Origin of the sequence: Streptomyces sp. NPDC056231 (assembly GCF_048270745.1) — a bacterium.
GTDB lineage: Bacteria > Actinomycetota > Actinomycetes > Streptomycetales > Streptomycetaceae > Streptomyces.
The window spans coordinates 13,271-38,397 of record NZ_JBLVKW010000036.1; the positions used below are offsets into that span (position 1 = coordinate 13,271).

29 protein-coding genes are annotated in these 25,127 nt (G+C 69.8%); 12 read left to right on the forward strand and 17 right to left on the reverse strand.

Annotated elements, in window-relative coordinates; translation table 11 throughout:
* Nucleotides 1-62: 62 nt before the first annotated feature.
* Nucleotides 63-824, forward strand: a complete 762-nt coding sequence (locus ACNPQM_RS25035) for a phosphoglyceromutase (RefSeq protein WP_418085799.1) — start codon at nucleotides 63-65, stop codon at nucleotides 822-824.
* 138 nt (nucleotides 825-962) lie between these two features.
* Here ACNPQM_RS25035 and ACNPQM_RS25040 read toward each other — a convergent pair whose 3' ends face one another.
* On the reverse strand, nucleotides 963-2,018 hold the full coding sequence (locus ACNPQM_RS25040; RefSeq protein ID WP_418085800.1) for a magnesium and cobalt transport protein CorA: 1,056 nt from the start codon (nucleotides 2,016-2,018) through the stop codon (nucleotides 963-965).
* Nucleotides 2,019-2,547: 529 nt separating this feature from the next.
* On the opposite strand from ACNPQM_RS25040, the gene ACNPQM_RS25045 reads away from it, so the two are divergent.
* Nucleotides 2,548-2,826 carry a DUF6083 domain-containing protein gene (locus tag ACNPQM_RS25045; RefSeq protein ID WP_418085801.1) on the forward strand — a complete coding sequence of 93 codons (279 nt, stop codon included), beginning with the start codon at nucleotides 2,548-2,550 and terminating at the stop codon, nucleotides 2,824-2,826.
* A gap of 201 nt (nucleotides 2,827-3,027) precedes the next feature.
* Here the strand turns inward: ACNPQM_RS25045 and ACNPQM_RS25050 are convergent, their stop codons facing one another.
* Nucleotides 3,028-3,549: a hypothetical protein gene (locus ACNPQM_RS25050; RefSeq protein WP_418085802.1), complete on the reverse strand. Its 522-nt coding sequence runs from the start codon at nucleotides 3,547-3,549 to the stop codon at nucleotides 3,028-3,030.
* Between the two features lie 259 nt (nucleotides 3,550-3,808).
* Between ACNPQM_RS25050 and ACNPQM_RS25055 the strand changes: the two genes are divergently transcribed.
* The 3 genes from ACNPQM_RS25055 to ACNPQM_RS25065 all read left to right on the forward strand — a co-directional run bounded on the left by ACNPQM_RS25055 (nucleotide 3,809) and on the right by ACNPQM_RS25065 (nucleotide 5,148).
* On the forward strand, nucleotides 3,809-4,585 hold the full coding sequence (locus ACNPQM_RS25055; protein ID WP_418085803.1) for a hypothetical protein: 777 nt from the start codon (nucleotides 3,809-3,811) through the stop codon (nucleotides 4,583-4,585).
* 75 nt (nucleotides 4,586-4,660) lie between these two features.
* Nucleotides 4,661-4,909 (forward strand): hypothetical protein, encoded by a 249-nt coding sequence (locus ACNPQM_RS25060; protein WP_345512371.1) that lies wholly within the window; start codon nucleotides 4,661-4,663, stop codon nucleotides 4,907-4,909.
* Nucleotides 4,906-5,148: a hypothetical protein gene (locus ACNPQM_RS25065; protein ID WP_418085804.1), complete on the forward strand. Its 243-nt coding sequence runs from the start codon at nucleotides 4,906-4,908 to the stop codon at nucleotides 5,146-5,148. Before ACNPQM_RS25060 ends, ACNPQM_RS25065 begins: the two co-directional genes overlap by 4 nt.
* Nucleotides 5,149-5,158: 10 nt before the next feature.
* Here the strand turns inward: ACNPQM_RS25065 and ACNPQM_RS25070 are convergent, their stop codons facing one another.
* The 3 genes from ACNPQM_RS25070 to mshA all read right to left on the reverse strand — a co-directional run bounded on the left by ACNPQM_RS25070 (nucleotide 5,159) and on the right by mshA (nucleotide 8,158).
* Nucleotides 5,159-5,947 carry a hypothetical protein gene (locus tag ACNPQM_RS25070; RefSeq protein WP_418085805.1) on the reverse strand — a complete coding sequence of 263 codons (789 nt, stop codon included), beginning with the start codon at nucleotides 5,945-5,947 and terminating at the stop codon, nucleotides 5,159-5,161.
* 269 nt (nucleotides 5,948-6,216) lie between these two features.
* On the reverse strand, nucleotides 6,217-6,726 hold the full coding sequence (locus ACNPQM_RS25075; RefSeq protein ID WP_345512378.1) for a YbjN domain-containing protein: 510 nt from the start codon (nucleotides 6,724-6,726) through the stop codon (nucleotides 6,217-6,219).
* A gap of 79 nt (nucleotides 6,727-6,805) precedes the next feature.
* Nucleotides 6,806-8,158, reverse strand: coding sequence for a D-inositol-3-phosphate glycosyltransferase (gene mshA, locus ACNPQM_RS25080; protein WP_418085806.1), 1,353 nt, complete (start codon nucleotides 8,156-8,158; stop codon nucleotides 6,806-6,808).
* A 193-nt stretch (nucleotides 8,159-8,351) separates the two neighbouring features.
* Here mshA and ACNPQM_RS25085 point away from each other — a divergent pair, with 193 nt between their 5' ends.
* The 3 genes from ACNPQM_RS25085 to ACNPQM_RS25095 all read left to right on the forward strand — a co-directional run bounded on the left by ACNPQM_RS25085 (nucleotide 8,352) and on the right by ACNPQM_RS25095 (nucleotide 12,077).
* Entirely contained in the window at nucleotides 8,352-9,137 is a 786-nt protein-coding gene (locus ACNPQM_RS25085; protein ID WP_358860324.1) for a class I SAM-dependent methyltransferase, read from the forward strand.
* Nucleotides 9,138-9,356: 219 nt separating this feature from the next.
* Nucleotides 9,357-10,418 carry a C40 family peptidase gene (locus ACNPQM_RS25090; RefSeq protein WP_418085807.1) on the forward strand — a complete coding sequence of 354 codons (1,062 nt, stop codon included), beginning with the start codon at nucleotides 9,357-9,359 and terminating at the stop codon, nucleotides 10,416-10,418.
* Between the two features lie 318 nt (nucleotides 10,419-10,736).
* On the forward strand, nucleotides 10,737-12,077 hold the full coding sequence (locus ACNPQM_RS25095; protein WP_418085808.1) for a PP2C family protein-serine/threonine phosphatase: 1,341 nt from the start codon (nucleotides 10,737-10,739) through the stop codon (nucleotides 12,075-12,077).
* Here ACNPQM_RS25095 and ACNPQM_RS25100 read toward each other — a convergent pair.
* The 3 genes from ACNPQM_RS25100 to ACNPQM_RS25110 form a co-directional block, all read right to left on the reverse strand.
* Entirely contained in the window at nucleotides 12,059-12,394 is a 336-nt protein-coding gene (locus ACNPQM_RS25100; RefSeq protein WP_418085809.1) for a DUF2516 family protein, read from the reverse strand. The two genes, ACNPQM_RS25095 and ACNPQM_RS25100, sit on opposite strands and share 19 nt — an antisense overlap.
* Nucleotides 12,395-12,507: 113 nt before the next feature.
* Complete coding sequence (locus tag ACNPQM_RS25105) at nucleotides 12,508-13,122, reverse strand: hypothetical protein (protein WP_418085810.1); 615 nt, start codon at nucleotides 13,120-13,122, stop codon at nucleotides 12,508-12,510.
* Nucleotides 13,123-13,149: 27 nt separating this feature from the next.
* Nucleotides 13,150-13,590, reverse strand: a complete 441-nt coding sequence (locus tag ACNPQM_RS25110; RefSeq protein WP_358860319.1) for a helix-turn-helix domain-containing protein — start codon at nucleotides 13,588-13,590, stop codon at nucleotides 13,150-13,152.
* Between the two features lie 172 nt (nucleotides 13,591-13,762).
* Between ACNPQM_RS25110 and ACNPQM_RS25115 the strand changes: the two genes are divergently transcribed.
* Complete coding sequence (locus ACNPQM_RS25115) at nucleotides 13,763-14,434, forward strand: hypothetical protein (RefSeq protein ID WP_418085811.1); 672 nt, start codon at nucleotides 13,763-13,765, stop codon at nucleotides 14,432-14,434.
* A gap of 423 nt (nucleotides 14,435-14,857) precedes the next feature.
* Nucleotides 14,858-15,766, forward strand: coding sequence for an aminoglycoside phosphotransferase family protein (locus tag ACNPQM_RS25120; RefSeq protein ID WP_358860317.1), 909 nt, complete (start codon nucleotides 14,858-14,860; stop codon nucleotides 15,764-15,766).
* Nucleotides 15,767-15,848: 82 nt separating this feature from the next.
* Here ACNPQM_RS25120 and ACNPQM_RS25125 read toward each other — a convergent pair whose 3' ends face one another.
* The 6 genes from ACNPQM_RS25125 to ACNPQM_RS25150 all read right to left on the reverse strand — a co-directional run bounded on the left by ACNPQM_RS25125 (nucleotide 15,849) and on the right by ACNPQM_RS25150 (nucleotide 19,342).
* Nucleotides 15,849-16,301, reverse strand: a complete 453-nt coding sequence (locus tag ACNPQM_RS25125) for a pyridoxamine 5'-phosphate oxidase family protein (protein WP_358860316.1) — start codon at nucleotides 16,299-16,301, stop codon at nucleotides 15,849-15,851.
* Between the two features lie 212 nt (nucleotides 16,302-16,513).
* The gene (locus ACNPQM_RS25130) at nucleotides 16,514-17,140 is read right to left on the reverse strand and encodes a glyoxalase (protein WP_418085812.1); all 627 of its coding nucleotides are present in this window, start codon (nucleotides 17,138-17,140) and stop codon (nucleotides 16,514-16,516) included.
* A gap of 5 nt (nucleotides 17,141-17,145) precedes the next feature.
* Nucleotides 17,146-17,610, reverse strand: coding sequence for a helix-turn-helix transcriptional regulator (locus tag ACNPQM_RS25135; RefSeq protein WP_358860314.1), 465 nt, complete (start codon nucleotides 17,608-17,610; stop codon nucleotides 17,146-17,148).
* A gap of 184 nt (nucleotides 17,611-17,794) precedes the next feature.
* Complete coding sequence (locus tag ACNPQM_RS25140) at nucleotides 17,795-18,205, reverse strand: VOC family protein (RefSeq protein ID WP_358860313.1); 411 nt, start codon at nucleotides 18,203-18,205, stop codon at nucleotides 17,795-17,797.
* Between the two features lie 275 nt (nucleotides 18,206-18,480).
* Nucleotides 18,481-18,897: a VOC family protein gene (locus ACNPQM_RS25145; protein ID WP_358860312.1), complete on the reverse strand. Its 417-nt coding sequence runs from the start codon at nucleotides 18,895-18,897 to the stop codon at nucleotides 18,481-18,483.
* A 10-nt stretch (nucleotides 18,898-18,907) separates the two neighbouring features.
* A complete protein-coding gene (locus ACNPQM_RS25150; RefSeq protein ID WP_358860311.1) occupies nucleotides 18,908-19,342 on the reverse strand; it encodes a helix-turn-helix transcriptional regulator in 435 nt (144 codons plus the stop codon).
* Between the two features lie 378 nt (nucleotides 19,343-19,720).
* On the opposite strand from ACNPQM_RS25150, the gene ACNPQM_RS25155 reads away from it, so the two are divergent.
* Nucleotides 19,721-20,488: an SDR family oxidoreductase gene (locus tag ACNPQM_RS25155; protein WP_418085838.1), complete on the forward strand. Its 768-nt coding sequence runs from the start codon at nucleotides 19,721-19,723 to the stop codon at nucleotides 20,486-20,488.
* A 351-nt stretch (nucleotides 20,489-20,839) separates the two neighbouring features.
* On the forward strand, nucleotides 20,840-21,841 hold the full coding sequence (galE, locus tag ACNPQM_RS25160; protein ID WP_418085813.1) for a UDP-glucose 4-epimerase GalE: 1,002 nt from the start codon (nucleotides 20,840-20,842) through the stop codon (nucleotides 21,839-21,841).
* Nucleotides 21,842-21,874: 33 nt separating this feature from the next.
* Here galE and ACNPQM_RS25165 read toward each other — a convergent pair whose 3' ends face one another.
* The 3 genes from ACNPQM_RS25165 to ACNPQM_RS25175 form a co-directional block, all read right to left on the reverse strand.
* The gene (locus ACNPQM_RS25165; protein ID WP_358860307.1) at nucleotides 21,875-22,525 is read right to left on the reverse strand and encodes a TetR/AcrR family transcriptional regulator; all 651 of its coding nucleotides are present in this window, start codon (nucleotides 22,523-22,525) and stop codon (nucleotides 21,875-21,877) included.
* 263 nt (nucleotides 22,526-22,788) lie between these two features.
* Nucleotides 22,789-24,039 carry a GNAT family N-acetyltransferase gene (locus tag ACNPQM_RS25170; protein ID WP_358860306.1) on the reverse strand — a complete coding sequence of 417 codons (1,251 nt, stop codon included), beginning with the start codon at nucleotides 24,037-24,039 and terminating at the stop codon, nucleotides 22,789-22,791.
* Nucleotides 24,040-24,111: 72 nt separating this feature from the next.
* The gene (locus tag ACNPQM_RS25175) at nucleotides 24,112-25,086 is read right to left on the reverse strand and encodes an asparaginase (RefSeq protein WP_358860305.1); all 975 of its coding nucleotides are present in this window, start codon (nucleotides 25,084-25,086) and stop codon (nucleotides 24,112-24,114) included.
* Nucleotides 25,087-25,127 lie beyond the last annotated feature (41 nt).

Sequence of the window (25,127 nt, forward strand, 5' to 3'; positions counted from 1 at the left end):
CCATTTGTCCGCCCTGTGACCGGCTGCGCGAAGCCCGCACGGGTTCGATTACGCTCGGACTCATGGCCGACGCACCGTACAAGCTGATCCTCCTCCGTCACGGCGAGAGCGAATGGAACGCGAAGAACCTGTTCACCGGTTGGGTGGACGTCAACCTCACCGAGAAGGGCGAGAAGGAAGCAGTCCGCGGCGGTGAGCTGCTCAAGGACGCCGGCCTGCTCCCCGATGTCCTGCACACCTCCCTCCAGAAGCGCGCCATCCGCACCGCGCAGCTCGCGCTGGAGTCCGCGGACCGCCACTGGATCCCGGTCCACCGCACCTGGCGTCTGAACGAGCGCCACTACGGCGCCCTGCAGGGCAAGGACAAAGCGCAGACCCTCGCCGAGTTCGGCGACGAGCAGTTCATGCGCTGGCGCCGCTCGTACGACACCCCGCCGCCCGTCCTCGAGGACGGCGCCGAGTTCTCGCAGAGCGACGACCCGCGCTACGCGTCGATCCCGAGCGAGCTGCGTCCGCGCACCGAGTGCCTCAAGGACGTCGTCGAGCGCATGCTGCCGTACTGGTACGACGGCATCGTCCCGGACCTGCTGGCCGGCCGCACGGTCCTGGTCGCTGCCCACGGCAACAGCCTCCGTGGCCTGGTCAAGCACCTCGACGGCATCTCGGACGCCGACATCACGGGCCTGAACATCCCGACCGGCATCCCGCTCGCCTACGAGCTGGACGCCGACTTCCGCCCGCTGAAGCCGGGCGGCACGTACCTCGACCCGGACGCGGCGAAGGCCGCCATCGAGGCCGTGAAGAACCAGGGCAAGAAGAAGTAAGAGCCTACGATCAAGCCCCCTGCCTGTGGTTTTCCACCAGTGGGGGGCTTGTCGCTGCCCTGGGGCCACCGCTGGGCCGTCAGGTGCTTGACCGTGCCGTCCCGGAGACGGCGGCCACGCCATGAGCCGGCGCCGTCCTCACTTCGTGGAGGCCGTCGGGGTGTGCGAGACGGCGTTGCTCGCCTCAGGCATCAGCGGTGCCGGGTGACCATGCCGTCGGCGTAGCCAGACGAACAGCACCAGGGTCGGCAGCAGCAGTCCGACGGCCGTGAGGTCGAGGAACGCTGTGAAGCTGTCGATGTGCCCGACCAGCCAGGCGAAGTTCTGCCCGAAGAAGCCGACCACGAAGGACAACGGAAGGAACACGGTCGCGACGATCGTGAGCCGCTCCATCGTGGCGCTCTGCTGGAGGTTGATCTTGTTCTGCTCGACGGAGACCACCGCGATGTTCGCCTCCAGGACGGTGGTCAGCAGGTCGCGCTGGGCGGCGACCTCCTCGTTGACCAGCAACAGATGATCATGAACGTTGTGGAAGTACGGCAGGAGCTCGGCCGGGTACTTGCCGGGCTGCAGTTGCCGGGAGAGCACTGCGAGCAGCGGGTGCACGGCGCGGTAGAAGTCGGTGACCTCACGACGCAGGAAGTAGATCCGTTCGGTCGGTGCGATCACCCCGGAGAACACCGTGGCCTCGATCTGCTCGATGTCGCGGTCGAGTTCCGCGACGACCGGCGCGTAACTGTCGACGACCTGGTCGAGGATGGCCCACAGGGTTGAGGCGGTACCGGCCCGCAGCAGCTCGGAGCGGCGTTCGAGCCGGGCGCGGGCGCCGTGCAGCTCGCTGGCGATGCCCTGGCGAACGGTGATCACGAAGTGTTCCGCGAGGAAGACGCTGATCTCACCGGTGTCGATCTCCTCACGCTCGTCGTCGTAGCGGGCGGTGCGCAGGATGATCAGCTCGGTGCCGTCCTCATACCGCTCTGCCTTAGGCCGGAGGTGGGAGGTCCGGGCATCCTCGACGGCGAGTTCGTGCAGTCCGAAGCACTCGCGCACGTTGTCCATCTCCTCCTGGCCGGGCTCGAAGAGGCCCAGCCAGACGAAGCCGCCCTGCCTGCAGCGGGCGGCGGCCTGCTCCAGTGGCATCGGACCCTCCTGCTGCCGGCGCCCGTCGCGGTAGTGCGCGCAGTCGACAATCATGGCGTTCCTCCTCGCGTCCGGCCGACGTGCACCACCGCTCGCCCACCGACGGCGCCCGCCGCGGCTCTCCTACATCCATGGTTGTCTCCGACCGGCCACGGCGCAGGACAGCGTGAGCTGGGCGTCCGTCTCGACCAGCACTTCACCGCACGGGCATTCGCTGATTCGGCTCGGACCGAACTTCTCAAGCGGGTGTCAGCCTGCCCCGGCTCGGCCGGGAAGGCCGCCCCCACGTGAATGGCGTGACGCGGGTCGCGACTGAATCCGTCACGACTGCGCCAATGAGGCCAAATCGCGACCTGCCGGGATCTCTTCTTTTCCGCTCACACTCGAACGCATGGGGGCAACAGGGGACATCCGCTGGACCGCATGCCAAGTCTGTTGTACGGAAGACCCGACCGTGCGCAGGCGCGGTCGGATCGATCTCTTGGCCATACTCTGCGATCCCTGCTGGAACAGGGTCGCCAACAGCCTTGCCTGGAGCGAAGGCGCCACGGCCGCTCCGAGGCCCGAGCCTGACCCCGACCACGTGTCAGTGATCGAGCCGCCCTCGTGTGAGGAGTGCGGGGCTCTGGTTCGTCTCTACCCGACCAACTACGACCGGTGGGTGAGCCTCGCCATGAGAGAGTTCCCCGCCAAGGATGTGCCGGCTCGCTATCGTTGGCGACTCGTGAAGAGGCCGGCCCGGCATTCGAGTGTGGCCGTCGAGTTCGTGGCCGTCCGTCTGCGGGGCATCGATCCATTGCTCGGTGAGCTGGTGGTGCCCGCTCACCGCATGCTGTGCGTCCCGGACGAGAATGAGTTCTAGGCCGGCGGCGTGTCCCTGGCGTGCCCGTTCCGAGGGGCTGGAGGGGGCACTCACGCGGAACCGCGGCGATGTGGCGCAGTGCGCCGAGGTCAGCGTTCTGCCAGGTCAGCCAGGAAGCGCATACGCGATCTTCCATGCGGGTGCATCCACAACCCCTGCACGCGGCCGGTGACGAGTCACAGAGCAGAGCGAGGTGGTCTCTCAGGACGACGAAGCAGCAGCAGGCGTGGCGGTGGTGGGCACACCCGGACCTATCGGGTTGACCGCCCGGGCGAAGACGGTGTCGGTCGCCCTGTCCAGGTAGCACTGGCCGCCGTTGAACTTGCTCAATGCCGCTTCGTCGAAGGCGTCGCTGTGCTCCCACTTCGCACCTGTCGGCAGGAAGTCGGACAGCCCCTTCTCGAACCAGGAAAGGTTGCTGACATCCGTATCCACCACGCGGAAGCCCCCATTGGCTACCAACGTGGCCACTTTGTCCGGCTTCAGCCGAAGGACGGCTGTGACAATGAGGTCGGGCGAGGGCAGCAGGGAGCGCCCATCCGCCTCGCCATCACGACTCGTCGCCCAGTGCGCCTCCACCAGCGGGCCCAGTGCCGGAAAGTATTTCTCCACCGCTTCCTTGTCGGTGTGGCTCTTCCGACGGCTCGCGCCGGCTACCGTCCAGACGCCCACGCCACCGAACGCAGCACCCATGCCCAGCACAAGCACCGTCCGCCGCTTCATCCGGACACCCTCTCCAGTGCCCTGCAGCCGTTCCGATCGGCCAGGGATTGCCTCTTTGCCTCCTGGAACACCTTCCGCCGCAAGGGCTCGAACGCCCTGTGCAGGTCCGGTTCGTACGGCACGCAGTAGTTCCATACCGATGCGCCCATCAGCCCACCCCTCCAGGTCTCCGACGATCCGTCGGACGCCAACAGCCCCCCGCTGACTGCGCGGAGAAATCCGGCGCCGCTTCCGATCCGCTCCGCTAGGGTCCAGCCCCATGTCCGCACAGACCGCTGATCATCATTCGATCATCGACGCCATAACCGCCAACGCCGCCCGCTCCACTCTGCCGTATCAACAGGCCCATCGCGGGACGGACTTCGGGACGGCGTTCTGGTTCAACGACCTCGTCGCCACGCAGGGAGACACGGAGACCGTCCGGCAGTATCTGGTGACGGCCCGTGCGTTGACCCGGTACGACATCGCCGAGGTGCGGCTGCGGCCCGAGCTGTCCAATTCGGCCATGAGCGCCAACGCCCTGGTGATGCGCGCGTTCGAGGACGGGTGGATCCCGCTCGGTGACTCCGGTGTCGCGGTGATGTCCGCCGCCCCGTTGCATGCCCTCGCCCGCCGCAAGCGGTGGGAATGGGCAACCGACGAGATCACCGACGGGCTGGCGGCGAAGGAGAAGGACGTCGCCGGCATCGGTGACGAGCCGCTTCCCGCCTATGTCCTGGGACACGATGTCGGGCCGGACCGGACCGACCGGCCGCAGGCCGTCGTCGTGGGGACCGTCGTACGGGACGCCGCCGACGGGCCGGTGTGGTGGAACGGCACCGTTCCCGTTGGATGTGTCGGGGCGCCCGTCTTCGTCGGGATCCACCTCGACGGGCGGCAGTTCAGACTGGTCTGTCTCGGCGTCGTCCTGCCGGCGGACGGTTCGGGGCATCCGGTCGCCACGTTCGACCGGATCCGGTCCGCCGTACGGGAACTGCCCGAGCCGTCGGCCGCCTCGACTTCTGACGACCCGGCACCTCCCACCAAGAAGTGGTGACGGCAAGCGAGGTGACGGCCCGTAGCCATCGCCGTACTGTGTGACGCAGCACGTTGGGCGATCGGGAGAACGGTCATGGGCGAGCCACTGAAGACGTTTGTCGGCGGCACCGAAGTCGACGTGCCCAACAGCATTCCGGACATCCGGGCCACGCTGCCCGAGGAGAGACGCGAGGAGTTCGACCGCGCCATCAATGGGGCCGGAGTGCAGGAGATCCAGGCCGTGATGCGGCACTGGATGCTGGAGGCCGTGCCCGATCCCGAGGCCGAACGGATCCTGGACCGGCTGGCGCGGGACGAGGCCGAGAGGCGGAGCGTCGCTTGAGCTTCCGTATTTCCTACGCTCCGCCCGCCGACGACACCCTGGCCAAGATGAGGGAAGGAGGCACCTTCCGGGACGAGATGGCACGCACCCTGGGGAGCGACCCGTACGCGCACGGGTCGTCCGCCGTCAAGAGTGAGCACGACCGGCGTGAGGCCACGGTCGCCGGGGCCATCGTGCTCTATTACGTCTCCGGGTCCGTCCTCACCGTCACCGTGGTGCGGCTGGTACCGCTTCCCTGACTTCCGCCACTCAGGCGAGCTTTGCGAGCTGCGCGTCGACCACCGCGGTCGGCAGTTCGAAGTCCTGGCCCGTGCCGGCAGCGGCCAGGTTGAGAGCGCTGAACGATGCGACCGTCGGGCCCTGGCGTGCGACGACCAGCTTGAGCGGGGCCTTCTCGCCGTCCTGTTCCACCGTCAGCGTCCAGGCGGCTGCCTCCTCACCGCCCGAGATCTTCTCCTCCTTGATCGTGACGACCTTCTGCTTCGTCCCGCCCGCGGTGAGGGTGAAGCCGCCGGAGCACGCGGTCGCCGCGGTACGCAGGCTCTCGACGGTGTCCTGGGCGCCCTTGCCGTCGTACGAGGCGAGGGACGTCAGCGTCGTCGTGATGTCGAAGGCGGCGGTGAAGGCCCCGCCCGCGCCCGCGCTGTCCAGCTTGTCCTTCTGGTTCTTCTTGGGCTCGCTGATCACCTTGCGCCGGTTGACCGCCGCGGGTGTGCCGAGCTCGGCGCCCATCAGCGCGTCGGCGAGAGGCTTACAGGCCTCCTTGTCCGCAGTGACGTCGGAGGCCGAGACGACGTCGGCCTTGCCCGTGTCGGCGACCTTGTACCCCTTGACGTCGCCCTGGACCAGCGCGGCCTTGTCCAGCTCCGCGGCGGTCAGCGCCTTGGCGGCAGGGCGGGCCGCGGCGCTCTCCTTGCCCTTGCCGTCGGCGCCCTTGGTGCCGGAGTCGGAGTCTCCGCCACAGGCGGTGGCAAGGAGGGTCAGGGACATCGCGCAGGCGGCGGCAACGGCGGTACGGCGTACGGCGGTAGGGCTCATGCCCCAAACCCTATGAGCGAGCCGTGGTTTGACGCTCAACCAATGAGGCCACAGCACATGATCGTGATTGCGTTGTGATCATCCCGTGAAGGGACTCTCTCCCCCTGCCGAGCCGAGCGGGAGCGGGCACTCCGTGGCAACCCGGTGCCTGTGCACGCCGGTGATACGGACGGGCCACCGCCACGCTCTCCGGCAGCGGCGACGGCACGGTTGAGTGCGGGGGGTCGCGTCGGGTACGGCACCGTGGTGCAGGACGTCGGCGAGGGAGGTCAGTTGGCGGGCCGCTGAGTCAGATGCGTGAACGCATCCAGGTTCCGCGTGGACTCGCCGCGCGACACCCGCCACGCGTACTCCTTGCGGATCGCGCTCGCGAAGCCCAGCTCCAGCAACGTGTTGAAGGAGCCGTCGGCCGCTTCGAGGACCGTGCCGAGCAGCCGGTCCAGTTCCTCCGGCGTGACCACGGAGAGCGGCAGCCGGCCGACGAGGTAGATGTCTCCGAGCCGGTCGATCGCGTAACTCACGCCGAAGAGGCGGAGGTTGCGCTCCAGCAGCCAGCGGTGGACCGCAGCGTCGTTCTCGTCGGGGTGGCGGATGACGAAGGCGTTGAGGGAGAGCGAGTGCTTGCCGACGATGAGCGAGCAGGTGGTGGACAGCTTGCGGGTACCGGGAAGCTTCACCACGTAGGTACCGCGGTCGGGGCTCTCCCATTCGAGCCCGGCGTCCTTCAGCGTCGCCTCGATGACCTGCGCTGTTGCCGCTTCGGCGGATACGTCAGCCATGGGGTGAGCGTACGTGAGGTGTGGTGCGGGCGTCCGTCGCCCCGGCGCGGGTGCGCGTCGGCCGCGGTGGGCGGGTACGTCAGACGTAGTGGCCGCGGACACGACGGCGGTGTTCGTGCATCGCCGCGGTGTACACGTCCGCGGTCGCGGACGCGGCCGTGTCCCAGCCGAAGCCCTGCGCATGCGCGGCCGCCGCCCCGCCCATCCGGGCGACGAGCTCCGGCGACTCGGCGAACCGGGTCAGCGCCTGTGCGTACGCCTCCGGGTCGTGCCCGGGGATCAGGAAACCGCTCGCCCCGTCCCGTACCGCCACCGGTAGCCCGCCCACGGCCGCCGCGACGACGGGTGTGCCCGCCGCCTGCGCCTCGATGGCGACCAGGCCGAAGGACTCGCTGTACGAGGGCATGACCAGCACGGACGCCGCCCGGAACCAGTCGGCGAGCTGGTCCTGGCCGACCGGCGGGTGGAACCGTACGACATCGGCGATCCCCAGCCGCGCCGCCAGCTTCTGCAGGCCCTCCGGCTTGGCGAGCCCGCTGCCGCTGGGGCCGCCGACCACCGGAACGACGATGCGGGAACGGAGCGAGGGGTTCCGGTCCAGCAGCACGGCCACCGCACGCAGCAGCACATCGGGAGCCTTCAGCGGCTGGATGCGGCCCGCGAAGAGCGGTATGAGGGCGTCCTGGGGCAGTCCGAGGCGGTCCCGGGCGGCGGCCCGCCCGTCGGCGGGGCGGAAGCGGTCGAGGTTGACCCCGGGGTGCACGACGGCGACCGCCGCCGGATCGGCCTCGTAGAAGCGGACGAGCTCGTCCGCCTCCTCCGCGGTGTTCGCGATCAGCCGGTTCGCGGCATTGACGATCTGCGTCTCACCGATGACCCGGGCGGCCGGCTCGGGGGTGTCGCCCTCGGCGAGCGCGGCGTTCTTCACCTTGGCCATGGTGTGCATGGCATGGACGAGGGGAACGCCCCAGCGCTGCGCGGCGAGCCAGCCGACATGGCCGGACAGCCAGTAGTGGGAGTGAACCAGGTCGTAGTAGTCGGGCCGCTGGCCGGCCCAGGCCTGCATCACGCCGTGCGTGAAGGCGCAGAGCTGGGCGGGCAGGTCCTCCTTGGCCAGACCTTCGTAAGGCCCTGCGTCGACATGCCGGACCAGGACACCGGGCGACATCTCGACCGCCGGAGGCAGTGCACCGGTGGTGGCCCGGGTGAAGATCTCCACCTCGATGCCGATCGCTGCGAGCCGCTTGGCCAGCTCCACGATGTAGACGTTCATGCCGCCCGCGTCGCCCGTGCCCGGCTGGTGCAGCGGGGACGTGTGGACGGAGAGCATCGCGACGCGGCGGGGTTTGCGGTGGCTGCCGGGAAAGGTGCCGGGGAACCTGAGGCGCGGCGCCATACGGCTGCTGCCGAGCCGAGAGACGTACTGGCTCACGTCGTCCGGTCCTCCTCGCTCAGGGCACGACACCGAAGGGACACGGAGCCCCTTCGAAAGGCTGGAACAGCGGAATGCACCCTTTCATTTCCGCTTTACCAAATCATTACGCCCGACCACGGCGCGTCACCACGCCTACCCGGACGCGACAGCGCCGCAGGTCGCCGCCCCAGGGATCGTTAGGCTCGCTGTCATGCGCCCCATCGGCACCGCGACCCGCGGGACCACCAACCCGAACCGGCTCCGCCGCATGGACCGCTGGATCGCCGCCACGCACGGTCCGGCCCTACGCCGCTCCGACGCCCCCGTCGCCGTCGACCTCGGGTACGGGGCCGCGCCCTGGACCGCCGTGGAGCTGCTGCACCGTCTGCGCACCGCCGAACCGCGCACGGCGGTCGTCGGCATCGAGATCGACCCGGAGCGGGTCGCGGCGGCGAAACCGTACGAGGAAGAGGGACTCACCTTCGTCCACGGCGGCTTCGAGATCCCGCTGGCCGGCCGCCCCACCCTCATCCGGGCGGCGAACGTGCTGCGCCAGTACGACGAGGGTGAGGTCGCCGCGGTCTGGCAGCGGCTCTGCGGCCGGCTCGCGCCCGACGGGCTGCTGGTGGAAGGCACCTGTGACGAGATCGGGCGCCGCCATGTATGGGTGGCGCTCGGCCCGGAGGGCCCGCGCACGGTCACGTTCGCGACCCGCCTCGGCTCCCTGGACCGCCCCTCCGATCTCGCGGAACGACTCCCCAAGGCTCTGATCCACCGCAATGTGCCGGGCGAACCGGTCCACGCGTTCCTGCGCGACTTCGACCGCGCGTGGGCCGCCGCGGCGCCGTACGCCTCGCTGGGCGCGCGGCAGCGCTGGATCACCGCGGTCCGTTCGCTTTCCGGCGACTGGCCGCTGACGGACGGGGTACGACGGTGGCGGCAGGGTGAAGTCACGGTGAAATGGGCGGCTCTGCGGCCCGAACCCGGCCGTTTCTGAACGAGAGTGATTCGAGGGACACCCGGGAACGCGGACGGGGCGTCATTCGTCCCAGACGAGGGGGAAGCAATCCCGCCCGGCCGGCATGACCCATGTGACCCGAGTGCCCGTCAGGACAGGAGCTGTCTGCCTCTGTTGCTTTTCGGTACGGCATGGCACGATCTCGACGTCGCAAAAAAGTTACTGACGGTAAATCAGTTCCGTTCGGAGGGGGAGCTCGTGAACCGACGCCACTGTGCCGCTGCCGCGATCACTGTGGTCTGCACGCTGACCGTACTGACCGCGCCGACCCAGGCATTCGCGGCGCCCGCACCGCCCTCCCCCACCGCCTCTCCCGAAGCGCCGAAGAAGAGCCTCGAAGAGGTGCGCAAGGAGATAGACGCCCTCTACCGCAAGGCCGGGGCGGCCACCGATGCGTACAACCTCGCCGAAGAGCAGGCCAAGAAGCAGTCCGGCGAGATCGTCGAACTGGCGAAGGCGATCGTCGACGGACAGGCGAAGATCGCCGATCTCAAGAGCAAGGCGGGTGCCCAGGCTCGCGAGCAGTACCGGACCGGCGGGCTGCCGCCGGGCGCGCAGCTGATGCTCAGCAACGACCCGCAGATGTTCATGGACGGCATCAACCGGGTCTGGCAGGGCCAGCAGGCAGCCAAGGGAGTCCTCGGTGAACTGACCAGGACCCAGGCGGACTTGGAGATGTACACCAAGGACGCGAGCACCAACTGGAAGAAGCTCGAAGCCAACCGGATCAAGCAGGCCAAGGCCAAGAAGCAGATCAACGCGCAGATCGACGCCGCGAAGAAGCTGGAATCACAGCTGGAGAAGGAGGAGCGGGCCCGTCTCCTCAAGCTGGAGCAGGAGGCGGAGTACCGGGCGCAGACCGCCTGGCTCGGCTCCGGCGCCCTCAAGGAGATCAACCGCGAGGCGAGCGAGCGCGGCAAGAAGGCCGTGGCCTTCGCGACGTCGCAGATCGGCAAGCCGTACGAATGGGGGGCCGAAGGCCCGGGATCGTACGACTGCTCCGGGCTGACGTCCCAGGCGTGGGCGGCGGCGGGACGGCCGATCCCGCGCACCTCGCAGGAACAGTGGCGGCAGCTCCCGCACATCGCGATCAAGGACATGCGCCCCGGCGACCTGATCATCTACCACGGTGACGCCAGCCATGTGGGGATGTACATCGGCGACGGCGCGATCGTGCACGCACCGCGCCCGGGCCGGAATGTCACGCTGACGGGCGCGGGCTCGATGGAGATCCTCGGGGTGGTCCGCCCGGACAAGTGAGGGCCCCCGCACCAGCCACCCGCGTCCAGTGACCCGGACCACGCAATCACCACCCGGTGACCGGGACCACGTGCGCCGTGAGCCACGCCACCCGCGGCCTCATCGCGGGGTGATGTTTGTCATGGCTCCCCACCCGGTCCCGGGCGGGCACATCGCGCCGGATCCGTGACGGGACGCGGCTTATGGCTCCGCATATGCCAGGGGTCGGCTGCCGTTCGCCATTCCGTTCGTCTGTCCGGTACCGCTATCGTCCCGGTCTGGCGGGTCGTCGATCGTCGTTCCGCCGCGCCCTCGGGGGGAGGGAAGGAAACCGAACCGATGCATGTACCCGTACCGCAGCAGCAAGCCGTTCCCGCTGTGGAAGCCACCCACGTCGCCGACCTCACCCTCCTGGTGATCGAGGACGACCCGGCGGGCACCTTCACGGTCCCCGAGCTCCCGGCCGCGGCCGGCACCCGGGTACGCATCCGCACCGCCCGCAATCTGACCGAGGCGGGCCGCCTCCTCACGGACGACGTCGACTGCATCCTGCTGGACCTGGCTCTGCCGCCCAGCAGCGAGACACGCGCCGGCGAGGGCGCCGAGGGGCCTGCCGGGCTCGCCACCCTCACGCACGTCCTGCGCATCGCACCGCGCCACGCCGTCCTCGCGCTCACAGCGGAGGACGACACCGAGCTTGCCGCCGAGGCGGTGCGTGTCGGCGCCCAGGACTATCTCCTCCGCGGCGAACTCGACGGACGGCTGCTCACCCGCGCCATCCGCTACGCCGTCGAACGCAAGCGCGCCGACGTGGCGCAGCACCAGCTCACCGAGTCGAAGCTGCGCGCCCAGGAGAACGCCCGACTGGAACGCGGACTGCTGCCCACGCCCCTGCTGCAGGGCTCCGACCTCCGCTTCGCCGCCCGCTACCGGCCAGGACGCAGCCGCGCGCTGCTCGGCGGGGACTTCTACGACACCGTGCGGACGCCCGACGGCACCGTCCACGCGATGATCGGCGACGTCTGCGGCCACGGCCCGGACGAGGCGGCGCTCGGCGTCGAACTGCGCATAGCGTGGCGGGCATTGACACTCGCCGGGCTCTGCGGGGACGAGCTGCTCTCCACGCTCCAGCAGGTCCTGGAGCACGAGCGGGAGAGCGAGGAGATCTTCGCGACGCTCTGCACCGTCGACATCACCCCCGACGGGCGCCACGCAGGTTTCTGCCTGGCGGGCCACCCCGCGCCGCTGATCGCCCGCCACGGACGGGCGGCACAGCTGCTCCCGTACGAGAACGGCGGCCCGGCCCTGGGGCTGCTGCCGCGTGCCCGCTGGCCGCGCAGGCACGTCGAACTCGGTGGCGCCTGGAGCCTGATGATGTACACGGACGGTCTGATCGAAGGCCGCGTCGGGGCGAACGAGACACAGCGGCTCGGCCAGGACGGCATGGTCGCGATGATCAACCGCCAACTGGCGGAGGGGCTCACCGGAGAGACACTGCTGGAAGCCGCCGTGACCGAGGTCCGGGAGCTGAACGGCGGCGAACTGACCGACGACGTGGCGGTCCTGCTGCTCGACCGCGACGGAAGCGGCCACCGGGGCCGCAGCCGGAGCACGCCACTCCCCCGCCCCCGACCCGGATCGGCGCCGTCACCTGCGTACGCTCAGCGCCCGCCGTTGTAGGGCCCGTACGGCCCGTCGCTGCTGGAACCGCCGCGTCGGCCACCGCCGCCGGAGACCGCCTTGAGCGCGGGCCGTACGTCGACCATGAAGACGATCGATGCGACCGCGCCCGCAAGCTGCAGGAACAGCATCGGCACGAAGAGGTTCACGGCAACGGCGATGCCGAGAATGATCACCCAGAAGGACTTCTTCTGCTTGTCCGCGGCACGGTAGGCGTCCTCGCGGGCCGTCGCGGCCAGCAGCAGTGCGACCACGGCCAGGACGAGCATGATCATGTAGAGCAGCCAGATGAGCGTGCTGAATCCTGTGAGCAACATGGTGTGCACCGCCTAGTAAGTGGATGAGCGCCTCGCGGCCAAGGTACCGGGACAACGAGCCGGCCACCCCGAAAGGTGCCCGCCCCGTGCCCCGGTACACACCGTCCGCAGTGCTACTTGGCGGTCGGCGGCGTGGGCTTCTTCGCCACGGGCTTGCGCGCGGGCGCCTTCTTGGCGGGCGCGGCCGACGTGCGGGGCTCCGTCCTGGCAGCGGTCTTCGGCTCGCTCTTGGCGGGGGGCTCCGCCTTCGGCTTCGGCTTCGGCCCGGACTCCCGCCGCGGCTCGACGACGACAGCGATCTCGACGATCTCCTCGGCGGTCTCGCCGCGCCACGTCCGCACCGTCTGCTCGCCGCGCTCGGCAACCTTCTCGTACGTCTCCCGGGCCCGTACCGCGTATTCCGCGGCCACTCCCAGGCTGCGCAGCGCCAGGTCCTGGGCCGACTCGGTGAGCTTCTTCAGATCGGTGTCGAGCGACCCGAGCACCTCGGAGACCTTGGCCTGCACGGTGGCCTGCGCCTCCTTGGCCTGCGTGGTCACCTTCTCCTGGACGGCCTTGGGGTCCGTGTTGCGCACGGCCTCGATCCGCTCGGGCGCCTCGGCCCGCAGCTGCTCGATCAGGGCCGGAACCTTCCGGGCCTGCTCTACGGCGAGGTCCGCCGTACCGGCGGCGAAGTAGAGGGGGGTCGGGTCGGTGAGGGTCTTACGCAGGTCATCGGTGATGGCCATGACTGTGGTCCTCCCGGATCATCAGACTCAGTGTGAGGGTGGTGAAGGCTTTGAAGCTGTATCGGCATCCATGCCGTCCGCGCTGAGGCCGGATTCATCACCGGGGTCCCCCGGGACGGCCTCGAACCCGTTTTCCTTGCGGAAGGAGTCGTAGATCTGCAGCAGCACGTTCTTCTGCCGCTCGTTTATCGAGGGATCGGCCAGAATGACCGCCCGGGTCTCCAGCTCCTCCCGCTCCCGCTCGTCCAGAATCCCGGCCCGTACGTAGAGGGTCTCGGCGGAGATCCGCAGGGCCTTGGCGACCTGCTGCAGCACCTCGGCGCTCGGCTTGCGCAGCCCGCGCTCGATCTGGCTGAGGTACGGATTGGACACTCCGGCGGCGTCGGCGAGCTGCCGCAGCGACAGCTGCGCATTGCGACGCTGCTCGCGCAGGTACTCACCGAGATTGCCGACGTTGAGTGATGCCATGCCTCGATAGTGCGCCACCTCTGCTAACTATTGCAAGCACATGCTTGCAATAGTGTTCCGCGCCACGTGCCGCCCCGACTGTGACTTCCAGCGTTAGCTGTCACCTTCCAGCAGTTGTTGTCACCGGTAGCCCCGCAGGTGGGTGTCAGTGGCGTGCGCTTGGATGGGCGCCATGACCGTTCACGATGTTGCCGAGGCGCTTCCTGACATCCCGACGCTGCGGGACCGGTGTCGGTCGATGGCCATGCTGGAGGCCGTGCTGAACCCTGACGGCGAGCGCTACTACTCATTCAGCCGTGCTTGGTCCGAGACGGAGGAGATCGCCTCCATGCGCAACGGCTCGGGGGACGAGTTCGACGTCATCTTCTCTCCTGCGGGCGCGTATGTCCGAGGCTTCGACCATGAGTCGGCAATGAGCCCGTATGTCGACGATAAGCCCTGGCCAGGCGTCGTGGACTCGGTCCCCGAGGTGTTCCGCAGTTGCGTCGAAGAGCCGGCGTTCACGGACGACGGAATGCCCAGGGTGACGGCTTGCATGTGGCGTGAGGCGGGAAGCGAGCACTGGCAGGCTGGAGAGATCGACTTCCCTGAGGACAGCGCCGACCCTGACGGCTCGGGTTGGCTGTTCCACTTGCTGGTCGACCCATCGCCAGAGGCATTCCAGAAGTTCGCTGAGGACTACTACGAGATCCCGGTCGACATCAACGCGGTGCGCCACGTGTATGCCCTCCGCCCACTGACCCAGGATGTGGTCACGGCTTTGAACGACAAGGCATCCCTGGCGGGCGTCGCCGACGCAGCCGCCGCGATCGGCTATGCCATCGCGGCTGGCTCGGTTTCCTGACCGGGGCCGGCTTCGCGGGCTGGAAACGCCCGGAAGTGACAACTACCGCGTGAATCTGGTGACAGAACGAGCTGGAATCCCGCGAGAGCGTCCCAGGTGAGAGGTCATCGCTGATGACAACTAACGCTGGAAGTCACACCGACCGCGCGGACTCCGCGCACCTGTCCGTTCCCAGCGAAGATGAGCCTTTCACATCCGGTCTGACCAGCAGTGTGATCAAGTCCCACTTGATGGCCCCCACGAGCGGGCACCTGCTGGTCAGCACCCGCACGGACGCCCTGAGCAACTGGGCGCCCTCCGCGCTGCCGAGACTCGCAGCCATGACAGGCACCTCGGTCAAGACTCTGAAACGGTCCCTCAAGGGGACCGGATCCGACGAAAATTCACTGGCTTCCTGTTCCAGCCAGCGATGAGACTTCCGGTGTGACGCTTCACGAGAATGAGATCCCGGTCGACGAGACGCTGGTCCGATCGCTGCTGAAGGCACAGTGCCCAGACTGGGCTGACCTGCCGTTGTCGCCCGCAGGCGCAGGTACGGACAACACCATGTATCGGCTGGGCGATGACCTGCTCGTGCGACTTCCACGAACCGCCGGCAACGGACAGTCCGTTCGGAAGGAACAGGAATGGCTTCCTCGCCTGGCGCCCCTCCTTTCCTGTCCGATTCCCGAACCCGTCCACGCCGGGACGCCCACCGACTCCTTCCCACTGATCTGGTCGGTCTACCGCTGGATCGACGGTGCCGAAGCCGGCCCGGACACCGTCCGGCACTGGCCCGCTTTCGGAGCCGACCTGGCGGCGGTCGTGAGGGAACTCCACCGCATCGACCTCATGGGAGCGACCCGCACGGACGGCCTCAGCTGGTACCGCGGAGGCAGCCTGAAACCGTGCGACCAGTGGGTCACCGCGTCTCTCGACGACTGTCGGACCATGGTGGGTTCTGAGCTCGACGTCGACACCCTGGAACAGTTGTGGCGAGCCGCGCTCGCACTGCCCGAGCCCTCGGGGCCTCAGGTGTGGCTCCACGGCGACCTCAAGCCGACCAATCTCTTGGTCCGGGAAGGCAAGCTCCACGCAGTCATCGACTTCGGAGGACTCTCGGTCGGCTTTCCCGACGCCGAGCACTCCACAGTCTGGGACCTGCCGCCACAAGCGCGACAGGCCTACTGGGACGCCCTGAACCTCGACGATTCGACCTGGACCCGCGCCCGCGCCTGGGCGGTCGCGGTGGGCGTCAGCGGGATCTCCTACTACTGGGACACCTTCCCCGCCTTCGTCGCCGAATGCCGAGCACGACTTCAGGCGATCCTCGCCGACGCCGCCACGCGTTGAGTGGTCTCCCCGGCGCAGGAGTAAGGGCAGAACGACCGGTGATCGCCGGCCGGAGTACGAAGTCCGCGTTCCCGTGCGGCGGTCAGCCGAGCCAGCGGCCGTCGCGCATGAGGTCTCGTCCCTGCAGCTCGTTCGCCTCCCGCCAGGCCTGGATGCGCCGCGGCCGGATCAGGAAGTACTGGTAGGGCTCGTCGAGTTCGCGCGGGTCGAAACCGGTCTTGGCCGCGAACGCGTCGCCCGTCCCCGGCGCGAGGTCGGCGATGTCCACCGGCTCGGCGGTGCCGTCGACGACGACGACGTCGCGCGTCGGCCCGAGGCCGAGCCGCACCCGGCCGTCCGCCAGCAGGTTGCGGCCGGTGACCGAGGCACGCGGGGTCGAGATGAGGAACGCGGTCCCGTCCCAGCGGTACGAGAGCGGGATGAGGTGGACGCCCGGGGAGCCCGGCGTCGCGACCCAGAGATCGATGTCGCTCTCCAGTCTCGCGCGAGTGTCCCGCAGCCTCTCCTCGAGCCCACGCGGCGGCGTGCCTGTCATGCTTCCTCCAGTCACATCGTGGAAAAGCCCTCCCTCCGGGGGAGGGGCTCCGTCGGTCATCGGTCGGTCCGTCGGGGCCGCGGGCTTCGCCGGCGCCGTGGCCTCCAGCGCTCCGACGGCCTCGCGCACACCGCCCGTCCCGTGGGCCCGGTGGACACGCGACGGGCGCATCCGTTCGGCGGCGACAGCACCTGAAGCCCAGCGGGGACGGATCAGGGCGTGCCTGTCAGCGATGCGGCCTCCCAGGCGAACCCGTCCGGGTCGGTGAAAGCCCCGGCGTCGCCGCTGAGCACGAGCCGGTGCGATCCGCTGCCGTCGGCAGGGACACCGGCGTCCTTGGCAAGGGCACGGCGCTTGTACAGCGCCAGCTTGACGGGACCCGACCCAGCAGCGAACTCGACGTACTTGCTGCCGAAGCTCCTTGCCACGGCGAGGCCGCGGTCGACGTAGAACCGCTTGCTCGCGGTCACGTCGGCGACTCCCAGCAGGAGCACCATCTCGTCGAACTCCCGGGTGGCCGGGCCGGTGTCCTTCTTCGCCGAGGTCGCGACCTTCCAGATCGTCCCGTCCGGGGCCTGTACGACGCCGCCGTAGCCCCAGAGCGACTTCGAGGCCGGCTTCAGCGACGTGGCACCGGCGTCGAGGGCGGCGTCGACGAGGCTGTTGACGGTGGACGGCTGGGACACCGTGAGCGACAGCGTGAACCCGCGGAAGCCGGTCGTCGGCGCCTCGGAGGCCCGCAGGCGCAGCTGAGTGCCCAAACCGAAGGCGGTGGTGTAGAAGCGGTCGGCGGCCGTGGGGTCGGCCACCTCGAGGGTGATGGATTCGATGGAGGTCATGTCCGTCACGCTAGTTGCGGCTCGGCCGCCGGTGCTTCTCGATTCCTGACCGGTCTGGTCACCTGTTTCGTCACGCACGACGGCATCCCCGCCGCAGCGCCCGCAGCGCTGCGCCGGTAGGCGCCGGGCGGCATGCCGACCAGCTCGGTGAAGCGGGTGCTGAAGGTGCCCAGCGATGAGCACCCGACCGCGAAGCAGACCTCGGTGACGCTGAGATCGCCGCGCCGCAGCAGCGCCGTCGCGCGCTCGATGCGACGCGTCATCAGATAGGCGTACGGCGACTCGCCGTACGCGAGCCGGAACTGCCGGCTGAGGTGCCCGGCCGACATGTTCGCGCCGCGGGCGAGCGCCTCCACGTTCAGCGGCTGCGCGTACTCCCGGTCGATCCGATCGCGGACTCGGCGCAGTCGCGCGAGGTCGCTCAGGCGCTGAGCAGCGGTACGTGCACGCATCCACGCGGGGTGACACATGAAAGAACACCTTTCATCCATGTTTGCGAGGACCTGGGTACATGCTGTGGGTGGAGCGGGCGGCGGCCAGGTGGGGGCACGGTGGCCGGCTCACCGGGACGCAGGAGCACGGAAGCGCCGGCCGCCGCGTTCTTCGCAGTGATCGCGACATCGGCCACCGAGGGCAGATCGATGACCGAAGGGCTCAGCGAAGCTCTTGGATGCGGATCAGGTTGCCCGCGGGATCGCGGAAGGCGCAGTCGCGAACGCCGTAGGGCTGATCGGTCGGCTCCTGGACGACCTCGGCGTTGCCGGCCTGCACCTTCTCGAAGGTGCCGTCGAGGTCCCGGGTGGCCAGCAGGATCCAGCCGTAGGTGCCCTTGGCCATCATCTCGACGATGGTGCGGCGCTCGTCCTCGGTGATCCCCGGGTCGGCGGCCGGCGGCGCCAGGAGGATGGAAGTGCCGGGCTGATCGACGGGGCCGACCGTGATCCAGCGCATCTTGCCGTGTCCGACGTCGCTGCGGACCTCGAAGCCGAGGATGTCGCGGTAGAAGGCCAGGGCGGCGTCCGGGTCGTCATGCGGGAGGGAGGCCGTGTGAATGGTGATGTCCATGTCGGTCACGTTAGCCGCGGGTCGGTGACCGATGCTTCTCGATTCCTGCTCGCCGGCGCGCCTCGCGGCCCGGCCCGGCCGAGCGCTCGATCACTCCGGAGACGGCGGAAGGCCGACCGGTGGACGGACTGCGGCGAGCAGCACGAGGCGCGGATGGGGAACCGCGAGCTCGCCGAGGCGTCGGGTGCGAACAGGGGTCGCGCGCGTGCCTTGCGGCCTCGGAACGGGACGCCGGAGACGGCAGGAGCTGAAGCGCGCTCCAGGGCGAGCGGGCGTCACCGGCCGCGTGGCTGGGTGAAGCGCAGCATGTTGCCGGCCGGGTCGCGGAAGGCGCAGTCGCGGACGCCGTAGGGCTGGTCGACCGGTTCCTGGAGCACCTCGCCGCCCGCGGCCCGGATGCGCTCGAAGGTGGCGTCGCAGTCGTCGGTGGAGAAGATCACGCCGCGCAGCATGCCCTTGGCCAGCAGCTCGGCCATCGCCTGCTTGTCGGCCGGCGAGGCGTTCGGGTTCGCGGCCGGCGGTTCGAGGACGATCTCCACGTCCGGCTGCGCGGGGGAGCCGACGGTCACCCAGCGCATCCCCTCGAACGCCACGTCGTTGCGTACCTCCAGGCCGAGAACGTCGCGGTAGAAGACGAGCGCCTTGTCATGATCGTCGACTGCGATGAAGCACTGGGAAAGCTTGATGTTCATGCCTTCGACGCTACGGGCGGTCGGCGGATTCCGCTTCCCCGATCCTGACCGGTCCGTTCCTGACCGGCCGCGTGAGGATCTTGGCGACGCACGCCGGAATGGCCGCGCCCGGGTCGTGGCGGCGGGCCCGGTACGCGCTCGGGCTCTCGCCGACCAGCTCGGTGAAGCGCGAGCTGAACGACCCCAGCGACGTACAGCCGACCGCGAAACAGACCTCCGTCACACTCAGGTCTCCCCGCCGCAGCAGCGCCTTGGCCCGCTCGACACGGCGGGTCATCAGGTAGCTGTACGGGGTCTCCCCGTAGGCGGCCCGGAAGCTGCGGGAGAAGTGCCCGGGCGACATGAGGGCGACGCGCGCCAGTGCCGGGACGTCGAGGGGCTGGGCGTAGTCGCGGTCCATCACGTCCCGGGCCCGGCGCAACCGTACGAGATCCTCAAGTGTCACCGGGCCAGCCTAAGACCGACCGGCACATGGGAGGCGGCGTCGCGGGCCGGTTGCGCACATCTGCGGCGTGGTCGTCGGTCAACAACGCTCCGCATTGCCTCCCTCCTCCGCCTTGCAGCCGCACGCAACCGGCCCCGCTCCTGCTCCCACCCCCCCCATGCGCCGGCCGGTCTAAGCCGGCCCAGTCACATCCCGGCCCGGCGCCGCAGCCGTTCCCGCGTCTCGCACGGGCGGCTCGGTACGGCACCGGGCGTGGACATCGGGTCAGGCGTCGAGCACGGCGATTTCGACCTGGCTGAGGAGGCCCCGGTCCGCGATGACGTCGATCTCGGTGATCCCGTCCGCCGTGACTCCCGGACGAACGAATTGGAGACGACCATGGCCACCTCCCCCCTTCTGGTCACCGGCGGCACAGGCACGCTCGGCCGCCTCGTCGTGCCACTCCTGCGGGACGCCGGATGCCAGGTACGGGTCCTGAGCCGGCACAGCCACGAGCCCGACGACGGCATCGAGTACGTGACCGGCGACCTGCTCAAGAACGAGGGCGTCGAGTCCGCGGTGGCCGGGGCCGGGACGGTGCTGCACCTCGCGGGCGGTCCCAAGGGAGACGACGAAGCGACCCGGAACCTGGTGCGGGCCGCGTCGCGAGCCGGAGTCCAGCACCTCGTGTACATCTCGGTCATCGGGGCGGACCGGATGCCGATCGGCTACTTCAGGTCCAAGCTGGGCGCTGAGCAGGCCGTGGCCGACTCGGGCCTGCCGTGGACCACGCTGCGTGCAGCCCAGTTCAACAACCTGGTCCTGACCGTCGTGGAGAAGATGACGAAGTTGCCGGTGATTCCGGTGCCCGGCGGACTCCGATTCCAGCCGGTCGACGTGCGCGAGGTGGCGGCCCGGCTGGTGGAGCTGACACTCGGAGAACCGGCCGGGCTGGTGCCCGACCTGGCCGGGCCGAGCGTGTACGGAGTGGCCGAACTGAGCCGCGGATACCTGCAGGCGCGCGGCAAGCACCGGCTGATGATGCCGGTCCGGGTTCCGGGGAAGGCCGGGCTCGCCTACCGGGCGGGCGAGAATCTGTCGCTCGGCGAGGGGACGTCCCTAGGTACGCGGACATGGGAGGACTTCCTGACGGAGCGGGTGGCCTGACTTCCGGACACGCCCAGGACGCCGTCGTGGCGAGGGCGGACAGGAGCGTGTCGATCCTCAGGCGCAGTTCGGGTGTGCGGGCGCCGCCGACGACCACGGACAGCACGTCGCTGTCTTTCTCACCTGCGGGGATTTCGACATCAGCGGCAACAACCTCCCTTCCGGGTGCCGGCCGGGGCGCGCCTCCCCGCCGGCCGGCGCGGAAGGGGGTCCCCCCTGGCCCTCAAGGCCCTGAGGGAGGGCGTGCTGGGCGGTGCGACGGGGGCAAAGCCTGCCGGGAGGGGGACTAGGCTCCGGACATCACCATCTGGCTCTGCCAGGCAGCCGGGCGGGTCGACGGAGGGGTACGGCATGAAGGTTCTGATCGCCGGGGGCGCGGGCTACATCGGCAGCACGATCGCCTCAGCCTGCTCGGACGCCGGGATCAGTCCGGTGATCCTCGACAACCTCGTGACGGGCAGGCGGGAGTTCACGTCCGGGCGCCCCTTCTACGAGGGCGACATCGCCGACGGCCCGCTGATCGACCGCGTCTTCGCCGAGCATCCGGACATCGACGCCGTCGTCCACTGCGCCGCACTGATCGTGGTCCCCGACTCGGTGGCCGATCCGCTGGGTTACTACCGGGCGAACGTCACCAAGAGCCTGGAGTTCGTCTCCCATCTGCTGCGCAACGGCTGCGAGCGCCTGATCTTCAGCTCCTCCGCCGCCATCTACGCCGCGGACGAGAACCTGACGGTCGACGAGGAGTCGCCCCTCGACCCGCAGAGCCCGTACGCCCGGACCAAGGCGGTCTGCGAGGGAATGTTCGCCGACATCGCCGCCGCCCGGCCGATCCGCGTGCTGTCCCTGCGCTACTTCAATCCGCTCGGCGCGGATCCCAAAATGCGTACGGGACTTCAGCTCCGGCGGCCCAGCCACGCCCTGGGCAAGATGATCGAGGCGCAGGAGGAGGGTGTCGCGTTCCAGGTCACGGGCACCCACTATCCGACGCGCGACGGGTCGGGCATCCGGGACTACATCCATGTGTGGGATCTGGCCGCCGCGCATGTGGCGGCGCTGGACAGGTTCGACGCGCTGCTGCCCGGAACGGACGGCTCCCGCTCCACCGTCATCAACGTCGGCACCGGCACGGGCACCACGGTGCGCGAACTCCTCACCGCCTTCAACAGCGTGGCCGACGCCCCGGTGCCGTCGGTCGACGTCGCCGCGCGGCCGGGAGATGTGGCGGGGGCGTACACCCGCAGCGAACGCGCCCACCGCCTGCTGGACTGGCAGCCGCAGCACTCGGTGGCGGAGGGCATCCGTCACTCGCTGCAGTGGGCCGCCACCCGCGACGCGGTGCTGAGGCCGTAGTCCGTACGCACGCAGCGGGCGGGGCCGCCCGCCCTACCGGTCCCCCTCGATCCCCGACCTCAGCTGCACGAAGGCGAGTTCGGCCGCTCGCACCGCGTCCCCGTACACCTCGTCCGCGCTCTCCCCGGCATCGATCCGCCGCCAGCTCTCCATCGCCAGGATGCGTTGCACGGCGATGATCTGCCCCGCCGCCAGCCGGTCCTGCACCCCGTCGCCCAGCGCACGTGCGAGCGCCGCCTCCGAGCGGCTCTGGTACCCGTACAGGCGGGCCACCAGCGACGGCGTCCCGTACAGCATCCGGTGGAACGCCAGCACCTCCGGCGCATCGCAGAGCCCCGTCACCGGGTCGCGCCGCTCCAGGCCGTCGAGGAAGTGGCGACGCAGGGCGTCCAGCGGCGATTCGCCCTCCGGGCGGGCCGCGATCACCCTCGCCGCCTCGTCCTCGTGGTCGGCGAACCGGTGCAGCGCCAGGTCCTCCTTGGTGGGGAAGTACCGGAACAGCGTCGGCTTGGAGATGTCGGCGGCGGCCGCCACCTCCGCCACCGAGACCTTGTCGAAGCCCCGCTCCAGGAACATGGCGATCGCGGCATCGGAAACTGCCTGGTACGTCAGCTGCTTCTTCCGCTCCCGCAGGCTGATCGGCGGCTGAGCCGCGGTCCCGGGTCGGTCCTTCTCTCCGTTCATGACCACGAAGCGTACGCCGTTGACCTCGACCGGACTTGGCGTCCGAGGGTGGGAACACGGGCGCCGGACCGGCCGGCCGCCCGAACGCGGAGGGGCGTGATCCGCATGCGCGTGGCGCTGGACAGGAAGCTGGGCGGTCCGGAGGTACTGGTTCCGGCCGAGCGGCCCCACCCGGTGGCGGGGCCCGGCGAGGTGGTGATCGACGTGAGTGACGTTGACACGCTCACGTACGCCCGGCCGGACGCCGGCAGCCGCGCACGCGGTCAGAACACATCCGGGCACCAGGCGCGCCGCCCCGCCCGGAACACCCCGTCCGCCACCGCCGCCGCGCCCGGCGTGAGTTCGTCGATCAGGCCCAGGGCCGCGAGCCGGAGTACCGATTCGTCGCCGAGGTAGAGCGTCCCCAGCTCCCGTACGTCCAGGGCCAGATCGGCGCTCTCCGTGGTCGGCGTGCAGGACGCGCCGTCCGGGGAGGCGTCCAGGCGGAAGCGGCCGCCGCTCAGGCCGGCCGGGTCGCGGATGTCCAGGGTCAGGGTGGCCGGGACGGCGTAGGTGCGCGCCTCCAGGGCTCGTACGACATCCAGGATCCGCACCCACATCCAGTCCGCCTGCGTGACGGTGCGGGCCGCGCGCGGGTCCGGCAGGAGGAGGGGAAGCAGGTCGTCGGGGGCGCGGTAGCCGGAGCGGACCGTGGTGACCCAGTCGATCGAGCAGACGAAGTACCACAGCGCACGTTCCGCCGCCGGGGTCTCGGCGATCAGACCGAGGACGGACGCCCGGTTCAGCGGCTGCTTCGCGTCGCCCCACTTGTCGTCGGCACGGTAGCCGAGCAGCCCGTCGACCTCGCCGTCCGCGTTGCGGTACACCGCGTGGAACGGTTCCGTCCATGAACCCGGCACGGGCTGGTCCTCGCCGGTGCTCAGCTGCCACCAGCGGTCTCCGCGGCTGACCACGCCGTGCTGCCGGGCGCGCAGCCGGTCGTGCAGGGCGGGGCCGATCTTGCGCACCTCCGCCCCGTCCACCAGGTCGATCCGGCCGCCGTCCGCTGCGGACGGGCCCGACCAGCGCGGGTCCAGGCCGGCCCGGGGGACGTCGATCTCCCACTCGGTGGTCCAGGTGGCCGGGCCGAACCCGTACCGCCCGTAGATCGGATACTCGGCGGCGATCAGCGTCGCGACCACGTCGCCGCGCTCCTTCGCCGCCGCCAGGTCCGTGGCCATCATCCGGCTGAGCAGCCCGCGCCGACGGTGCGTGGGCGACACCGTGACGTTGGTGACCGCGTCGGACGGCACCGTGGCGCCGCCGACGACCGTCAGCTCCTGCGCGAAGGACCGGAACGACGCCACGCACCGACCGTCGTCGAACACCCCTTGGGTACGGGCCAGATCCGTGTGCGGGAGGCGGCTCGCGACCTCCCCGTCCGTCACCGACGGCGGTCGCAGAAAGCCGGTGTTCACGGCACGCAGCCAGTTGGGGTACTCGGATTCGGTGACGGTACGGACCTCAAGAGTCATGCCGCTCACGCTAGGCGTACAGGACAGGCAATGTCGCCAGGTTTTCCGGGCATCCCCGGGGGACCCGGACGATCAGAACGCCGCCCGGATCACGCCCACTTCCGCGCCGCCGCCCAGCAGCGGCGCCCGGCCGATCCGGCCCACCACCGGGGCGTCGATGCCGAGCAGCTCCAGCGCCCTGGCCAGCACCGGGCCGAGCGCCCGCCCGCCGCCGTCGGCGATCTTGAATGCCAGCGCCCGGCCGTCCGCCAGTGCCACCGCCTGGACCGCCTCCGCACCCATCTTGGAGAGCGTGCCCGGCACTTCGCGCATCAGCCAGGTGTCGGGGCGCCGGGTTCCCGCGACGTACTCCGGGTGGGTGCGCATCGCATCCGCCACCCGGCGCTCCGCGGTGCCCTCCTCGGCCAGCACGAACGAGCGGAACGCCCGCGCCAGACCGACCAGGCTGATCGCCATCAGCGGGGCCCCGCAGCCGTCCGTACCCACTGCCGTGACCGGCTCGCCCGCCGCGTCCTCGACCACCCGGTGGACCAGCTGCTGGAGCGGGTGGGCGGGGTCCAGATAGGTCGCCCGGTCCCAGCCGTTGCGTGCACACACCGCGAGCATCGCCGCGTGCTTGCCGGAGCAGTTCATGGTGATCCGCTCACGGACGCCGCCCGCGGCGAGATAGGTCTCCGCCTCCTCCGGGTCCAGCGGCAGATCGGGCGGGGTCTGCAGATCGTCCGGCGTCAGTCCGTACTCGGCGAGCATCTTGCGTACGAGATCGAGGTGGAACCCCTCGCCCGAGTGGCTCGCGGCGGCCAGCGCCAGCCGTTCCCCGGAGAGGTCGAGCCCGGCCCGCAGCACGGCGGCGGCCTGCATCGGCTTGTTCGAGGAGCGCGGGAAGACCGCCGCGGCCGGGTCTCCCAGCGCCTGCTCCACACTGCCGTCGGCGGCCAGCACGACCAGCGAGCCTCGGTGGTGGCCTTCGACGAAGCCCGACCGTACGACCTCGGCCAGAACGGGCAGCTCAGGGGCCACCGGGGATATGAAGGGGGTGGAGCTCATCGCGGCGGCCTTCCGGGGCTGTGCGGGACCCGCCCCGGAAG